A 15574-nucleotide genomic window follows, 5' to 3' on the forward strand; every position below is an offset into this window, starting at 1 on the left:
AGCGGCTAGGCCGTCAGCGCGACCGTTGACGGGCTTGTCGCCTTTTTCGCTGCAAGTTCCTGATAAAGATCGAGATGAAGCTGGGCGCATTCCTCGTAGGTGATCGGCTGCCCGATCCCCGCACGCAGGTCGTTCCAAAGCTTCGGCGACGTCAAGGCCTCGGTCATGCGGTCGACGAGGTCCTGGGACGAGCCGACGCGGAAGTGCAGCCCGTTGACGCCGTCGACGATCTTCTCGGCCATGCCGCCGATGTTGCTGCAGATCATCGGACGTCCGTGATGGAAGGATTCCTGGATCACGATGGGGGAGTTCTCCCACCAGATGGAGGGAATGATCGTCCAGTCGATCGAGCGCATGAGGCGCGGCATCTCGCTGTTCTGGTAGGAGCCGTAGAACCGCACCCGCGATCCGGCGCGTTCCACCAGATTCCTGATCTTCTCCTGGAACGCTTCCGGTTGCCGCTCGAGATTGCCGCCGAAGATCATCAGCTGGGCATCGTCGCCCCAGACCGAATCCGGAATGCAGGTGACGGCATCGAGCAGGACGTCGACGCCCTTGAACTGCGTGATCTGGCCGAAATAGCCGAACCGGGAGCGCCGGCCTCCTCGCTGGGGCAGGGTTCGCGGCGGCGCGGTCTCGGCGATGTCCAGGCCGTTCTCGATGACGATGAAGCGAGACCGGTCCAGGCCCCAATCCACATAGCGGTCGACGAGGAACTGGCTGGGAGACACGAAGAAATCGGCCACGTCGAGAAGACCGCGGATGAAGTGCTCCCGGCGCAGGAAGCGCGCCGGCGAGATCTCCGGGAAGCAGGCGTTGCAATCCGATGGCGAGGCCCTGTGGCAGAGTTTCGTGCCGCCGGTCTTCACCATCTGCCCGTGATGGCTGCAGATCGACAGGAACTCGTGGAACGTAATGACGATCACGCAATCGGGAAGCGCCCGGCGGACGGCGTAGATCATTTCGAGACCCAGGCCGATGAAGTGGTGGAAATGGACGACGTCGGGCCTCAGGTCTTTCAGGACCCGGAGGAAGTCGCGCTCGATCTCCTCCGTGTTCCGGTTCGAGATGAGAAAGTGATCGTACTCATCCGCGTGATAGAGGAACTCGCCCTCGGTCTGGCGAAGGCTCATCAGAGCCGTCCGGCTGTGCCGCGCGACCGGGTGTCCGACGCGCGCGAGGAAGCGCGATTCGACGTTGCCGATCCGGTTGAGGCCCTTGTGCAGATTGTACGCGGCGATCTCGGCGCCCCCGAGGGAGAAGCTCGGATGGCCATGGGAGACGATGAGGACGCGAGGAGAGGGATTGGGCATGCTTTGACTACCTCATGTTGTTGATGAGGAGCGACCACTTGCGGTCGAAGCTCCAGCGATCGACTTTCTGCGCCAGGCGGTGCGCCGGGAAGGTCGAGGGGCCGACATCGTTGTCGGCCGAGATCATCTCGACATCCGGGAGCCAGACAGCGGGCGTCCCTCCGAGCCTCATCTTGAGGCAGAGATCGCGCCCCTTCTCTCCGGCGCCCAGATAGGAGCGCGTGAATCCGCCGACCGACGCGATGGATTCGCGGGAGACGATGCAGCACGAGAGCGATCCGGCGATGACCTCCGTCGGCTGCGATCCGCGCACCACGTCGCGCGGGTAGCCGATATAGCGGTCGACGAGTTTCTGCTCCTCCTGGTCGAGCCAGGTTCCCGCGAAGCGAATGGAATTGTCCTCGTAGAGGATCGTGGGGCTGATCAGCGCCTTGCCGCCGCGGTTGCGATAGGCGCGTTCCAGCGACGAGATCCATCCTGCCTGCCGAGGCAGGACGCCAGCGGCCAGAAAGATCAGCGTTTCCGCCTTCGTCGCCTGGATGGCAGCCTCGAATGCGTCGCAGGCATCCTGCACGCCCGTTGCGCCGATCACCCGGACCTTGATGCCGTAGAAACGGGAGAGCCGTTCCGCTTCCGGGGCAATGCTGTCGAAAGCTTCCAGGGGAGCCGCGACGATGATCGGCATCTCCTTCGTCTCGGCATCGAGCGCGAGAAGGGACAACGTCACGGCCGCTTCCTCGACATCGATTCCGGCTCCGATCACCAGCGCCCGTCCGGCTTCGGAATCGTCGAAATCGAAGTCGCGGATTTCCGTGACCGCCGGCGCGGGCGCGGCCATGGCCTGCATCATGGGGCCGATATGACGCTCGATCGCGGCGCCTGCCGCCGCCGTCCGTGGATCGAGAGGCGAGATGAGCCGCTCGAGCGATCGGCGCGACATGCCGCGAAGAGGCGTGAGAGGGTAGAACGCGACGTTGTCGCCAACGGCCATCTCGAAATAGACGGGTCCGTCCGAGGCCGCCGGCGGACCGGGAATGAAGGCCAGGAAGCCGTGATCGTTGCGGGCTGGATCGAGACGTCCGGCGAAGAGGCTGTTGTGCTGGAACGCGGATGAGACGTCGGAGCGCGGAAGGCGGGTCCAGGTCTCGTCGATCCGCTGCTGGGTCGCGCCTGTGCGCAGCGTGAGGGAATCCACGTGGCCTTCCGGATCGAGCATCCAGCCGGCCACCAGAATGCCGCCGCCCGGAATCTCGGCGACCATGTCCATGCCGATGCGGACCGGAACCTTGAGATCCGACACGGTGTCCCGGCCGTCGAACCGTTCGCCGGCCCGCCGGAGAGTCAGCATCGTGTCCGGATTTGCATTCGCCCTGACCAGGCCGTCCCGGATATGCGCGGGAACGTCGGTCGGGGACAGGAGAACGCGGCGCTCGTAGACTTCGAGGCTCCGCCACCCGTCCCGTCCACGGAAGAACAAAGTCTTGAGCGTGCCGGGATCGATCGCGGATGCTCCCGTGTCGAGCAGGCCCACGAAGCCCTTGCCTTGCTCGCCGAGATCGCTGCGAGGGACGGACGCCGACTTGAACTCGCCGGCGATGAGCCCCTCGTGGGCGGCAAGGACGCGCACCTTGTCGCAAGGCAGGTCGGTGGCCCAGCCCTGAAGGAACACCTGTCCCGTATCGATCGAGCCGATGACCTCGATCCAGCCGTCCGTCGGACCGGCGGCGCCGAGCACCGAAACGGCGGCTTCCAGGCGCTTCTGACTGGTCTTGCCGCCGATCAGGGCCTGAGCGATGCGGTCGATGACGTTCGACGAGCGATCACCCGCGTCGGCGGAGACGATCCGGATCAACGTGGCCAGCGGGACCGCCGGCTTGATCAGGGTGTAGCGGATCGGCGGCCCGCTGCGCCGCATCACTACGGAGCGCAGGCGGACCTTGGCGGCGAGGCGGATCGGCACGATGGCGACGAAACCTGTCGCGGCATCCGCAGACGCATCCTTGCGGGGCCAGCAGATGGTATCGGCCTTCATCGACATGGAGGGATCGCCGTTGAGCAGCGTCTCGACCTGATCGGTCATGGCGTCGGCCACGCCGGCGATCAGCGCAAGGTCGTCGCCGATCGGAGTGACGAGGGCGCTCTCGCCGTCGAGTGGCAGTTCGCGCATTTCCACCTGTTGCGTATTGTACTGCATGGGAGACCTGAATTTCCGTTCGAGGGCCGTGTCCGCTCGCGCTTCGAGGGATCGGATTACCAGGGGGGATGACGCAGGAGGACGACCAGCGCCGCGATGGCACTCACGGCGGAGATTCCACCGAACGCCATCAGAAGCGCGACGGCTCTTCGCATCGGGCGATCGACCGAGGATCCGAGGTCATCGATCTGCTTTCCGAAATCCGCCAGGATCCTGTCGAAGCGCATATGAAAGACCTCGATGTCGGAGATCTTCTTGGCGAGGTCGGCTTGATTGACCCGGACGGTGTCGAGGGCTGCCGCGATCCCGTTCTCTTCGGCGACGATCTCGTTGATCTGCGTCGACGTTCCCCGGAGGCTCTCGACGGCCTCGCGCTGCAGGATCTGCGACCGTCGCTGCGCCTCGATGAGCAGTTCGAGCCGATCGAACACCCGGTTCAGCGGCGCGTTGATCGCCGCCTCGGCGGCGCGCTCGTCCTGGCTCGGAGCCTGCAGAACGAGTTCCTCGCCGGTCGACGGGGAGATGGCCACCACCGAGAGGTCGGCCGTGCCCTGTCCGGCGCCGTCCGGCAGCTCGATCTCGAAGGCGTAGCCGCCGTCGCCGATCCCGTTGCGGCGCAGATCGACGCGCGGCATGTCGGCTGTGGTCGATGCGAGGTTCTCTCCGTTCAGGGCGATCCGGACAAGGAGACGCTCAGTCGGGCGGGAGCGATCCCAGACCCATCCGAACAGGCGCCGCCCTTCGATGGCATCGACGCGGCCCTGAAGCTGCGGTCCCACCGGAACGGCTACTGCATTCTTCGATTGTGCTGTGCTCATGCGGCGTTCGCCTTCAATTCGATGATGTCGGCGCCTTTGAGGAGGCTGCGATAGAGGGAGAGATGACGATCCGCGACGGTCGTCATGTCGTCCGGCGGCGTGATTCCGGCCATCAGCGTCTCCCAGAGATCGGGTGTCTCGATCGCCCGTCGCATGGTGCGGGCGAGCAGGGACGGGTCGTCAGGACGGACGTGCAGGCCGTCGATCCCGTCCCGGACGGCCTCCGCCATTCCACCGATCCCGCTGGCGATGACGGGGCGCCGATGGGCGAAGGCCTCCTGGATCACCAGGGGAGCGTTCTCCCACCAGATCGACGGCACCACCACCCAGTCGACGGCCGCCATGAGGCCGGGAATATCCTCGCGCCCGTAAGGCCCGAGCCGCACGACGTGAGGCTCCGTTTCGCTCAGCAGGTCATCGATCTTCTCGACGAACTCCTTCGCCTGAAACGGCGCACCGCCATGCAGGCGAAGCTCGAAATCCTCGACACCGTCGGCGATGAGGCGCTGAGCCGCCTTGAGGAGAACGGGAACGCCCTTCCAAGGATTGAGATTGCCGAAATACCCGAACACCGATCGCCTGCCCGAAGGGGTCGATCGGTGAGCGGCCGGCGTGACGGCCGGTCGACCGTTCGGCACGATCTCGATCGAGCCGGATGGCAGGCCCCAGCTCACGAAACGATCCTTGAGGAAGCGGCTGGGAGCGATGAACCGGTGAACCTGGTCGAGATGGGTCCGGATATATTTCTCTCGAAGGAGAAACCGGTCGGCCGGGATGTCCGGGAAGCATCCATTGCAGCGATGGGGTGTCGCGCGGTCGCATCGCTCCTTTCCCGCCGTGCGCATCATCAGCCCGTCATGGGCGCAGATGGGGAAGTAGTCATGAAGCGTCATGACGATGCGCGCGCTCGGCAGGATGCGGCGCACCAGCGCGATGAACTCAACGCCCATGAGGAGGACATGGTGGATGTGGACGATGTCGGGGCGAAAATCCTCGAGCAGGCTGACGAGATGAGGCACGACACCGTAAGCATCGATCTGGCTCAGGTTGAACTGGTCGAAATGCCCGCACCACATGACGACTTCGTCCGGCGCGCCTCCAGGCGACTGGAAGCTCGTTCCCGGCCTTTGACCGCGATGAAGATTGTTCGTCGCGGCGAGAAACAGGGCTTCCACGTCAGGGCGCGAGCGGTACTCACGGAAGAGATCATGGGCGAGGATTTCCGTCCCGCCGGGATGAAAATCCGGATGATTGTGGGCAACAATCAGAACGCGCGTCGTCACGTGATCTACTCCGGCTTCACGGCGATGATGACATCCTGGTAGTGGTTGCTGTCGATGCCCCGCCAATGGCCGAGGCTCAGGCGGCGGATCTGAAGGCCGGCCTTCTTGAGAACGTTCTCGATGATTCCCGCATCGAAGCCGATGGCGCCGAGCGGCGCCAATGGGTCGCCATACCATGTGCCCGGCTTCGTTCCCCGGGTGAACCGCGGACGGGCATTCTGCCGATCCGGATCTCCCGCGGCGACCACGAAGGCCGTGAGGAACAGGCGCCCGCCGGGCCTGAGAAGGCGCATGACCTCTCGTGCGTAAGCGGAAATCTCCGCTTCGGGCAGATGGGTCGCGACGGATACCATCGTGACGAAGTCGAACTTCGCATCGGTGAACGGCAGTACAATCTCATGGCCTGCGATCGCTCCGCCAGGGTTGTACAATTCGTGGGCGACATCCACACGGCAGAACCGGAAGGTCGGGTAGGATGCGGTGATGTTCTGCACACACCACTCGATTCCGGCATTCACGGGATCGACACCCTCGTACGAGGCTTTATCGGGATCGAGGTATTGCGTCAGCGGAACGGCCATTCGTCCGATTCCGCATCCGATGTCGAGCACCGAATCGGTCGGCCGCAGGCCGCCGAGACGAACGAAGTGGCCGAGATATTCGACACCGATCGCGCGATAATCGCCATCGCCGACGAAGACGTTCTCCGGTGGAGGCGCCGGCAGGGAATCGTCCTGCGCGATCTGTTCCATCAAGTTCCGAAGGATCACGTCGGAATCCGGATCGAGGGTCGGTGCACGCGAAGCGTTCGTGAGATCGAACTGCGCATTCATATGGCGGCATTCCTTCCTTTGCGAGGACGTCCGTTCTGCATTGTTGCAATCATGACATCGCGCCAGCGCTCGGTATGGAGAGCGCAATTGTACTGCCAGGCGATCCCGCGCATGTACTCGGCGTTGAGAGACATCGACCTCCGTTCGAGGTGGTAGAGTTCGATGTCGGGGAGGTACGCGATCTTGCGCTCCGTCATGGTTATTTTGAGGCAGAGATCGCTGTCTTCGTAATCTCCGACCACATAATCTTCCGTGAAACCGCCAACGGATTCGAACAGGGATCTCGTGGTGACGAGACAGGCGCCGGTCACGGCGGGAACGATGCGCTCTTCGCAGGCCGGAGCGTAGTCGCGCGGCATGCCCTTGTGAAAATGCTGGTTGAGCCAGTCGCCGCGATGGTCTTGCGAGAAGTACATGCCGGCGTGCTGAATCGATCCGTCCTCGAACAGAAGCTTGGGGCCAACGGCACCGATACGGCGGCGGCCGTTCAGGCGCGCGGCCATGGCTTCCAGCCATCCGGAAGAAACCGGGATGATGTCGGAATTGACCAGTGCCAGAACATCGCCCTGAGCAACCGATACGCCGACATTGTTGGCGCGCGCATATCCGCCGTTTCTCTCCATGACGACGAGAACGACCGAGAGGCCGTAGATGAGATGGAGCCCGCCCAGGAGATGCTCGACCTCCTGAGCCTGTTCCGGGGAGTCGAGCACGTAAATGAGTTCCGCGTTCGCGCGGAGCCACGGATCGGCTGCGAACGCGGCGATCTGGAAACGAAGGAACTCCAGGTTCCGATAAAGCGGAATGATCACCGACGCTTTCGGACGCTGTTGAGCGGCACCGATCCTTCGGATCGTGGGGTGCCCGATCCGGCTGCGGACCTGCCCGTGAAGATCGGCGATGGCCGGACGAAGGACCTGCCTCAGGACGGATCGATCCACGTGCTGCGGCGGAATCGCCCGCAAGGCCATGGCGCGAGCCTCGGCCGGATCGGCCGGCTGAGGACGCGGCACGAGAGAATGACGTGCGCCGGATTTCAGGCGAAGATGAAAACGCGGTTGCAGGTTCTGCGCCGCTCCCGTGCCTGTCGGAGCCAGAACCGCGAAGCCCGTGGCGCCGAGGCGGGTTCCTTTCGTCGGACCCGCGACTTCAACGGGGAACGTGAACAGATCCTTCGTCAGATCCAGCGGTTCTCCCTCGGAGCCGTCGACTTCGATTCCCGCGAAGAGGCTGACCGGATCGCGATACCATCCCGTCACCAAGGTTCCGGCGGAGGTCGCCAGCGCGGAGACGATCTCGGCCGAAGGAGCCGTGTGGCTGCTCACAAATCGGCGAGGGCGCAGGGGAGACCGCAGTTGGAGCTCGAGCGCATAAGCAGGCCCCGCCTCGGACCGTCCGGCGATCTCTTTCAGAACGTGCTCACGCAGGCTGTGAGCCGCATGCCCCTGTGCGCGGAACCAATGCTCGATGGAAGGGACGCGTGCGTCCTGCTTGATCAGACGTCGGACGGACAGACCTCCTGGGCCAATCAGAATCAGGAGAGGATCGTCGGCGGGGATCTTCGCGCGATCGATCAGAAGATGAACGACATCCCGTCCATCCTTCCCGCTCCGGATCCTGTGGGGAAGGGCATGAATGCGCGTCGGACCGTTCCGGCCGAACGTATAGATCGCGTCGATCTTGCCGAAGCCCGTGACGAGCGACGTCCGTGTCAGGACGAAATCATCGGCGATCTGCGCGATGGCGACCGCCTGTCCGGGCGTAGGTGCCATCTGCAAGAGAAGGTCGCTGAGAAGCTCGATGAAAGTTGCGTCCCGGCGAAGGCGGAACATCGGACCCCATACGTTGAACAGGGCGGATACGAGGGCCACGCGACCATGGCTGTCGATGCCGTCGATCATGTCCTCGGCATCCGCCGGGGCAAGCGTCCGATGGTGATCGATGGTGACGGACGTTCCAAAACTGCCCGTGTCGAGGCGCAGATCGAGGCTTGTCCGGTCGTCGGCCGGATAGTGGAAGACCCAGAAGTGCCGTGCTCCGCCGGCCGGCAAGGAAAGACGCAGCGACGCGGAAGGCCAGATGTCTTCGCCGTCGCTCTTGAGGCTGGAGGGCGAGCCCTGTTCGGCGTGCGGCAGGTCCCAGGTGAGCAGAACCGCGTCGCGCCCGAGCGAGGCCACCCGTGGGGAAGCGAGACGGTCGGCTGGTGAGGTGAGCATGGCAAGCTCCGCCATCGCTGTCTGTCTCCATCTGTCCTTGTGGGATGCCGCAGTAAGCTCCGCGACATCCGCTCTTTGCCGAAGAGGCAGATCAGTGAACCGAGAAGTAGTCGCCCGGGTTGTTGTTGACGTCGTCGGCGTTCACGTTCACGAGGGTGACCGTGTCGCCGTTGCCGAGATCGACGATCGTGTTGTGGCCCACCTGATGAACGCGGCTGGCGAGATCTTCCGCCGAAGCGATATCGGTTCCGTTGATCCCCTTGGAGATCTGCAGGATGTCCTGACCGGCCTTGAAGTCGAGGATGACGTCGTTGCCGCCGCCGCCGCTGAAGACGAAGGTGTCGCGACCGGCGCCACCCTGGAGGATGTCGTCGCCTGCGCCACCATTCAGGATGTCGTCACCGGATCCGCCGCGCAGAATGTCGTCGCCTGCGCCGCCGTTCAGGATGTCGTCACCGGAACCGCCTTCGAGAACGTCGTTCCCGTCGCCGCCCTGAAGGACGTCGTTGCCGTTGCCGCCGCGCAGATAATCGTCGCCGGCGCCGCCGAGCAGAATGTCGTCGCCGTTTCCGCCGAACAGGATGTCGTTTCCGGCATCGCCTTGAATCACGTCGGCTCCGTTGCCGCCGAACAGAACGTCGTCATTGGCGCCGCCGGAAATCCAGTCGTCGTGGTTGCCGCCGAAGATCGTGTCCGCTCCAGCGCCGCCGGACAGGGCATCGCTGTCGTTGCCGCCGAAGATCAGGTCGTCGCCGCCGTTACCGAAAATTACGTCCGGACCGTGCGTGCCGTGCAAGACGTCGCTTGAGGCTCCACCACCAATAGTCGCCATATCTCTCATCCTTGTTGTCAGCACCGGGCAAGCCGCGACGCACCCGGTTGCATGTTCGAGCCAAAATGAAGCGCTATTTGCGCAAGGAGATTTCCGGGAGGTGACTGTGTCGAGAGTGTCCCGGCGAATACTAAGTAAAACAATAAGGAGTACTTGTAAATCCTAAAGTAGTATTTTCAATGAGCAACAAGTTACTAGTATATATCAGTCAATATTGTATTTGATTTGTTTGAATGTATTTTGTGAATGAATTCGATTTGCTTCGAAATTCGAACTATCGTGCGCGACGCCGCCCGCGCCGGAAGCGCGGGTGGGCGCGGGTGGGCGCGGACGGCGCGGGAGGATTTCGGCTCATTCCTCACGGAATGCGCGGTCGAAACTTTCGGTGATCGGTGCCAGCAGGTAGTCGATGGCGCGCCGGGGTTGGTTGACGATCAGGACTTCGGCCGGCATTCCGGGATAGAGGGTGACCTTGGAATTCGCCTTGAGGCTTTCGGGCGCGATCTCGGCGCGAGCGACGAAATAGGCGTAGTTGTTCCGGTCGTCCATCTGCTGGTCGGCCGACAGATAGGTCAGCTTTCCCGCGAGCGGTGGCGTGCTGCGGCTGTTGTAGGCTGTCAGCCGGATCTGGACCGGCGCCCCGACGCGAACGGAATCGACGTCGCGCAGTCCGATCTTGGCCTCGACGATCAGCGGCTCGTTCTCCGGCACGATGTCGAGAATCGGCTGGCCGGCGCCGATGACGCTGCCCAGGGTGTGCGAGCGGATGTTGGTCACGATGCCCCTCTCCGGAGACACGATCTCGACACGTCGCAGAATGTCGGTCGCGGCGTCGATCCGCCCGACCGTATCGGCGAGTTCGAGCTGCGCGGTCTGGATGTCGGACGCGACCTGCTGCTGGAAGTCGTTGCCGAGCGAAAGGATTTCCAACTCCGCCGCCGCCTTGGCCTGTTCCGCCTTCGCCTTGCGCGACAGCAATTCGCCGGCATTGCCCTGAAGCTGGCTTTCGCGCGTCTGCATTTCCGTGAGGCGCGGGCGCGGCGCATAGCCCTTCTCGACGAGGCCCGCGATCGCCTTGAGCTCCCGATCGAGCAGTTCCGCCTGTCGTGTATTCGCCTCGGTCTGAGACCTCACGGCCTCGAGTTCCGCCACCTGCTGGGCGATGGTCTTGCGTTGGATGTCGACGCGGCGTTCGAACATCTCGCGCCGCGCCGTGAAGTACTTCCGTTCGGCGTTCAGGATGTCCTCGGCCGTCGGCCCGCCCGCCTGGAGCAGGGCATCGGGAAAGGTGAGGTCGTTCAGCCCGGCCTGTTCGGCGCGCAGCCGCACGAGCCGCGCCTCAAGGCCGAGCCGCTTGGAACGCAGCTGCTCGAGCTCGGCCTTCGGCCGCGTGTCGTCGAGGCGTAGCAGCGGCTGCCCAGCCTTCACGACCTCTCCCTCGTGGGCGAGCAGGGTCTTCAGGATGCCGCCTTCGAGATGGCTGATGGTCTTGCGCTTGGAATCGACCACGACGGTGGCGGTGGCGATCGCGGCACTGTCGAGATGCGCCGAGAAGGCCCACGTGGTGAGACCGCCGAGACCGAGGAAGATCGTCGCCAGCCCGGCGATCACCGGCCCGCGATAGGACGGCTCGCCCGGGTCCCGCGGCGGGAGGCGGTCTCTGGCCGCTTCGACATGAACGGTCGCGTAGGTCGCCGGCATGGACGGCTTCCGTTCCATGATCTCAGAACGCTTTTTCATGCGCTTCCTTTCACGGCGGCAATCGGCTTCTCGCCGGGGGTGATCGTGCTCACGACGGAGGTTCTCGGACCGAACTGGCTGATCCTGCCCTCCTGGAGAACCATGAGCTTGTCGGCGGCCTGCATGACGGAGGGGCGGTGCGCGATCAGGATGATGATGGCGCCGTCGGCGCGCAGGGCCTCGATGGTGCGCACGAGAGCCCTCTCGCCGTCCGTGTCGAGATTGGAATTGGGCTCGTCGAGCACGATCAGGCGCGGCTTGCCGTAGATGGCCCGCGCTAGGCCGATCCGCTGGCGCTGGCCGCCGGAGAGGGCGAGACCCCCGTCGCCCAACGGCGTGTCGTATCCGAGCGGCAGGCGGCCGATCATTTCATGGACGTCGGCGAGGCGGGCGGCCTCCAGGACGAGGCGCGGGTCCGAATCGCGCATCCGGGCGATGTTGTCCCGGATGGTCCCGTCGAGGAGAGAGACGCTCTGCGGCAGGTAGCCGACCATGTCGCCGAACGAGCCGCGCTCCCAGAGATAGACGTTGTTGCCGTCGAGATAGACCCCGCCCGACGTGGGCTTGGTCACGCCGATCAGCGCGCGGGCGAGAGTGGACTTGCCGGCCGCCGAGGGGCCGACGATGCCGAGCACTTCGCCCGGCGCGAGGGTGAACGAGATGCCCTTGAGCACGGGAACGTCGGACCCGGGAGGAGCATAGACCAGCCGGTCGACCGTAAGATCGCCCTGCGTGCGCGGCGTCGGCTTCGTCTCGCGCTTGGGAGCCTGGTGCTCGATGAGATCGCTCACGTTCTTCCAGGCCGATATGGCGAGCACCCATTGCCGCCAGCCGTCGACCATCGAATCGAAGGGCAGGAGCATGCGGCCCATGATGATGCTCGACGCCACCATCGAGCCCGGGCTGACCTCCTGCTTGATGACCAGAATGGCCCCGACCGACAGAACGGCGATCTGCATGGCATACCGGCAGGTGCGGGTGAACGATGCCATGGCGCGGCTCCGGCGGGTCACGACGTCCAGAAGATCCTGCGTGTGCAGTTGGGAATGCCGCCACCGCTCCGAGAGGGCCGGGAGCATGCCCATGGCCTCGATCGCCTCGGCGTGACGAAGGGTGCCGCCGATCTCGCTGATGTTCTGCAACGACGATTCGTTGGCGCGCTTCATGGCCCTGCGCGTCAGGAAATCGGACAGAAGGCTCAAGGAGATGATGATGGTGGCCGAGACCAGGGCCACCAGGCCATAGAGCCAGTGGAGGGCAAACAGGACTGCGAGGAAGATGGGAGCCCAGAAGGCTTCCAGCGGGACGCTGATCGCGCTGCCGACGATGAACGTGCGAATGTCGTTGAGGTCGCGGATCGATTGCCCGGACTTGGAGATGCCCTTCGTCACGGAGGCGGAGATCGCGGCTTCCAGAACCGGGAGATTCAGTTTTCTGACCAGCTTGCTCGCCATCACCTGGTAGGTGAGGGCGCGCACGTAATCCAGAATGCAGTAGATGACGAGGCCGATGGCGGAGACGATGATCAGCATGATCAACGTGTCCGTGCTCTGGCTGTTCACGACACGGTCATGGACCTGCAGCATGAAGAGGGGGACGATCAGCTGAAGCACGTTGATGACGGCACTCAGGGCGGCCGCGTAGGCCACGCCGACGGCAAATGCCTTGCGCCCCTGGTGAAGGATATCGGCAGCTTGGGAATTGGCCGTTTTGCTCATGCAGGAATGGCTCCAAAAGAGGCAATGATGCGGCAGAACTCAATTTTGCCTAAAAGATATTCGAAGGGATTTATGAAACACCGATGGTAGAACGTCTACCCATAAAGTATGATTCGCCTAACAATAAGAGGCTCTGGCAGAGGAAACAACAGTAAGCGCTATCCAGGGTTGTTTGAGTTTACTTCCTGTATAAGCGTCCGACGCCAAGAGAAATATTAAATTAGTTCGAATTTCGAACTAATTTAATTGGCCAATAACGGGGTATAATATGCAAAATATATCAAACTCATTGCCTTGGGTCGTCGCGCAGGACGAGTCCGATCCTCTGTTGCCCACGGCGCTGCAGGCGCTCACACGCAGGGGCGATGCACCCGCGAGTCCGACTGAAGGATCCGAAGCGCCTCAGGGGGAGCAGGCCGTCATCAGCCATATCGAGATCGTTCGCGTGATCGAGAGGTTGCACCGGCGTTCGCTCGATCTCGTGCGGGCCGATCTCATCGAGGCCGGGATCGACGATTTGAGCCCGTCCCAGGTCATGATGCTGTTCACCATCGGGTCGAGCGAGCTGTCTGTCCGCGACCTGATCGAGCGCGGCTACTATCTTGGGTCGAATGCGTCCTACAGTCTCAAGCGGCTCGTCGAGGCCGAGTATGTCATTCGCACGGCCTCGGAGCGCGATCGCCGATCCGCCCGCATCCGCCTATCGGAGAAGGGGCGCGCCTTGTGCGACATGATCCGGCAGAACGACAAGACGTATCAGCAGCTCATGGCCCGCAACGAGGCGGAAGTGCGCAACCTGGAGACGACATTCCGGACGCTGAAGCGCATCGAGCAGACATGGAGCAATGCCGTCCGCTATCGCGACATGGGCTCGGATGAGTGATCCGGTCTTGCCGCATCCACCTCATCGGGATTGATGCAGGACGTTCCGATGGCCGCTCGAAGGATGGCTCTTCCGTCGACGACAGGCCGAAGGCGGAGCTCGGGCGCGAGGAACGGGATGGATGCAGGCAACGGACGATGGGTATTGCAGAGGATCGATCCTGGAATGTTGCAAGAGTTGATCGGAATTGAATCAATTTTCATTCAAAATTCGGGCCATGTTATTTTCGAACCGAATTCCGACCGTAAGACGCTTTTGATTGTGTTTGCCTATATCGACCAGAAACTTGGGACGCGGTCGCACTCGAGTTTTCTGCGTCATGTCGATTGCAAGAAGCTTTTCCTGAATCCCGGCCGGAACGAGTGGTATCAGACGGGCGTTCCCGGCGTTGCCTCCTCCTATTCTGGTCTCATCGCATTCCTTCGGGATGTGAAAGCGGACTTCGCCGACCACGAAATCCTGTGCCTGGGGCATTCGATGGGGGCCTTCCCGGCCTTAGGAATAGGTGTCGCTATCGGGGCCGACCGCATCCTGGCTTCTGCGCCGGAATATATCCTGAACTTGCCGGGCAGTCTGAGCGTCCGGCATCTGAAAGAGACGCGGGTCGAATGTGGAGACCTGACGCCTGTCCTGTCCGCCAATGCGTCGAGTTCCATCACGATCCTGGTGGGCAGGCAGAATGCCTTCGACATGGAGGCGGCAAGCCGATTGGGCCGTTTTCCGCAAACCGATGTGATCGAGCTGGAAACAGGCCACAACACGTTTCCCTACCTCAAGGACGTCGGGAGACTCGGAGCGGCGCTCGAAGCCTTCGTCGAAGGCCGGAACATTCGGCCGGTCGTTGCCGGCGTGTGATGCCGTCATCGATTCGCTCAGGCATCGGACGCGGGTTCGTCCTCGCGCCCGATGTTTCGTTTGCGTGAAAGATGAGAAACGCCAAAAACGGCCGGTCCTCGCTTCTACATGCCAGGAGCCGAATGTTTGGGCTGGCGGATGTGCAGGGCGATAAGGTCCCTGAGCCGCTGCGCGTCCCGGGCATCGAGAGCCTCGACCATGGCATGATGTTCGCGGCTCGACTGCTCGACGCGCGCCCGCGTGCTCCATTGACCGGCCAATGCGGACGACGTCCTGCTCCTCAGATCCGTCACGAGAGAGGATAGTTCCGGGTTGGAGCACAAACCGAGAAGTTCCCGATGAAAGGCGAGGTTCGCTTCGTATTGCTCCAGGACGGTGCCGTGGAGGATCATCTCGTCGAAGCTGCGGGCGAGAGCCTGAATCCGCGCGACGGCTGCGGGTGTCGCATTGGCCACGATGCTGTCGACGGCGGCCGTCTCGAGAATGACCCGGAGCTCGAGAATATGGGCCGTCTGATCGCTGTCGGGCAGGACGACATGATAGCCGCGATTGGGCACGTGCTGCACCAGCCGCTTCTGCGCGAGATAGTCGAGCGCGCGACGGATGTCGGAGCGGCCGGACCCGTAGCGATGCTCGAGGTCGATCTGCTTCAGCCACGTGCCTGGAGCGAAGGAGCCGGATCGCACGTCCCGCGCGATCAGATCGGCGACATTCATCCAGGGCTTCTTCAAGGGAGAATCCGTCGCGGTCATGTAATGTCGTCACCTCCTGCGGGATGGCGCTGCTCTTCCTTTAGGCAGAAAGCACCGCAACCGCAAAATCATTCGCCAAGCTTCCTCTTGCGTCGCTTCCGTAGGCGTGCATCATATTGGTACCAATTTTGGTGCGC

At 63.0% G+C, this 15574-nt stretch carries 12 protein-coding genes; 2 read left to right on the forward strand and 10 right to left on the reverse strand.

Annotation, left to right across the window (positions count from 1 at the left end):
* Nucleotides 1-5: 5 nt before the first annotated feature.
* The 9 genes from U0023_RS11790 to U0023_RS11830 all read right to left on the reverse strand — a co-directional run bounded on the left by U0023_RS11790 (nt 6) and on the right by U0023_RS11830 (nt 12947).
* A complete protein-coding gene (locus tag U0023_RS11790; protein WP_009492965.1) occupies nt 6-1313 on the reverse strand; it encodes a glycosyltransferase family 4 protein in 1308 nt (435 codons plus the stop codon).
* A gap of 7 nt (nt 1314-1320) precedes the next feature.
* Nucleotides 1321-3480, reverse strand: coding sequence for a glycosyltransferase family 2 protein (locus U0023_RS11795; RefSeq protein ID WP_040639439.1), 2160 nt, complete (start codon nt 3478-3480; stop codon nt 1321-1323).
* A gap of 83 nt (nt 3481-3563) precedes the next feature.
* The gene (locus tag U0023_RS11800) at nt 3564-4325 is read right to left on the reverse strand and encodes a hypothetical protein (RefSeq protein WP_009492739.1); all 762 of its coding nucleotides are present in this window, start codon (nt 4323-4325) and stop codon (nt 3564-3566) included.
* Complete coding sequence (locus U0023_RS11805) at nt 4322-5608, reverse strand: glycosyltransferase family 4 protein (protein WP_009492737.1); 1287 nt, start codon at nt 5606-5608, stop codon at nt 4322-4324. The genes U0023_RS11800 and U0023_RS11805 overlap by 4 nt, the downstream gene beginning before the upstream one ends.
* 5 nt (nt 5609-5613) lie before the next feature.
* Nucleotides 5614-6441 (reverse strand): class I SAM-dependent methyltransferase, encoded by an 828-nt coding sequence (locus tag U0023_RS11810; RefSeq protein WP_009492735.1) that lies wholly within the window; start codon nt 6439-6441, stop codon nt 5614-5616.
* Entirely contained in the window at nt 6438-8672 is a 2235-nt protein-coding gene (locus U0023_RS11815; protein WP_009492733.1) for a glycosyltransferase, read from the reverse strand. Before U0023_RS11815 ends, U0023_RS11810 begins: the two co-directional genes overlap by 4 nt.
* A gap of 76 nt (nt 8673-8748) precedes the next feature.
* Nucleotides 8749-9489: a calcium-binding protein gene (locus U0023_RS11820; RefSeq protein ID WP_009492731.1), complete on the reverse strand. Its 741-nt coding sequence runs from the start codon at nt 9487-9489 to the stop codon at nt 8749-8751.
* Nucleotides 9490-9840: 351 nt separating this feature from the next.
* Nucleotides 9841-11229, reverse strand: a complete 1389-nt coding sequence (locus U0023_RS11825) for an HlyD family type I secretion periplasmic adaptor subunit (RefSeq protein ID WP_009492729.1) — start codon at nt 11227-11229, stop codon at nt 9841-9843.
* Entirely contained in the window at nt 11226-12947 is a 1722-nt protein-coding gene (locus U0023_RS11830; protein WP_009492727.1) for a type I secretion system permease/ATPase, read from the reverse strand. Before U0023_RS11830 ends, U0023_RS11825 begins: the two co-directional genes overlap by 4 nt.
* Before the next feature lie 268 nt (nt 12948-13215).
* Here U0023_RS11830 and U0023_RS11835 point away from each other — a divergent pair, with 268 nt between their 5' ends.
* Both U0023_RS11835 and U0023_RS11840 read left to right on the forward strand, forming a co-directional pair.
* Nucleotides 13216-13830: a winged helix DNA-binding protein gene (locus U0023_RS11835; protein WP_009492725.1), complete on the forward strand. Its 615-nt coding sequence runs from the start codon at nt 13216-13218 to the stop codon at nt 13828-13830.
* Nucleotides 13831-13947: 117 nt separating this feature from the next.
* Entirely contained in the window at nt 13948-14685 is a 738-nt protein-coding gene (locus U0023_RS11840; protein ID WP_009492723.1) for a hypothetical protein, read from the forward strand.
* 104 nt (nt 14686-14789) lie between these two features.
* Here the strand turns inward: U0023_RS11840 and U0023_RS11845 are convergent, their stop codons facing one another.
* On the reverse strand, nt 14790-15437 hold the full coding sequence (locus U0023_RS11845; RefSeq protein WP_009492721.1) for a GntR family transcriptional regulator: 648 nt from the start codon (nt 15435-15437) through the stop codon (nt 14790-14792).
* Nucleotides 15438-15574: the final 137 nt, after the last annotated feature.

The sequence above is a fragment of the Microvirga lotononidis genome, assembly GCF_034627025.1.
GTDB classification, from domain to species: domain Bacteria; phylum Pseudomonadota; class Alphaproteobacteria; order Rhizobiales; family Beijerinckiaceae; genus Microvirga; species Microvirga lotononidis.

Bases quoted from the DNA above. Each gene is read 5' to 3' on its own strand.
- U0023_RS11790 (WP_009492965.1), bottom strand. From the start codon at position 1,313: ATGCCCAATCCCTCTCCTCGCGTCCTCATCGTCTCCCATGGCCATCCG.
- U0023_RS11795 (WP_040639439.1), bottom strand. From the start codon at position 3,480: ATGCGCGAACTGCCACTCGACGGCGAGAGCGCCCTCGTCACTCCGATC.
- U0023_RS11800 (WP_009492739.1), bottom strand. From the start codon at position 4,325: ATGAGCACAGCACAATCGAAGAATGCAGTAGCCGTTCCGGTGGGACCG.
- U0023_RS11810 (WP_009492735.1), bottom strand. From the start codon at position 6,441: ATGAATGCGCAGTTCGATCTCACGAACGCTTCGCGTGCACCGACCCTC.
- U0023_RS11815 (WP_009492733.1), bottom strand. From the start codon at position 8,672: ATGGCGGAGCTTGCCATGCTCACCTCACCAGCCGACCGTCTCGCTTCC.
- U0023_RS11820 (WP_009492731.1), bottom strand. From the start codon at position 9,489: ATGGCGACTATTGGTGGTGGAGCCTCAAGCGACGTCTTGCACGGCACG.
- U0023_RS11825 (WP_009492729.1), bottom strand. From the start codon at position 11,229: ATGAAAAAGCGTTCTGAGATCATGGAACGGAAGCCGTCCATGCCGGCG.
- U0023_RS11830 (WP_009492727.1), bottom strand. From the start codon at position 12,947: ATGAGCAAAACGGCCAATTCCCAAGCTGCCGATATCCTTCACCAGGGG.
- U0023_RS11835 (WP_009492725.1), top strand. From the start codon at position 13,216: ATGCAAAATATATCAAACTCATTGCCTTGGGTCGTCGCGCAGGACGAG.
- U0023_RS11840 (WP_009492723.1), top strand. From the start codon at position 13,948: ATGGATGCAGGCAACGGACGATGGGTATTGCAGAGGATCGATCCTGGA.
- U0023_RS11845 (WP_009492721.1), bottom strand. From the start codon at position 15,437: ATGACCGCGACGGATTCTCCCTTGAAGAAGCCCTGGATGAATGTCGCC.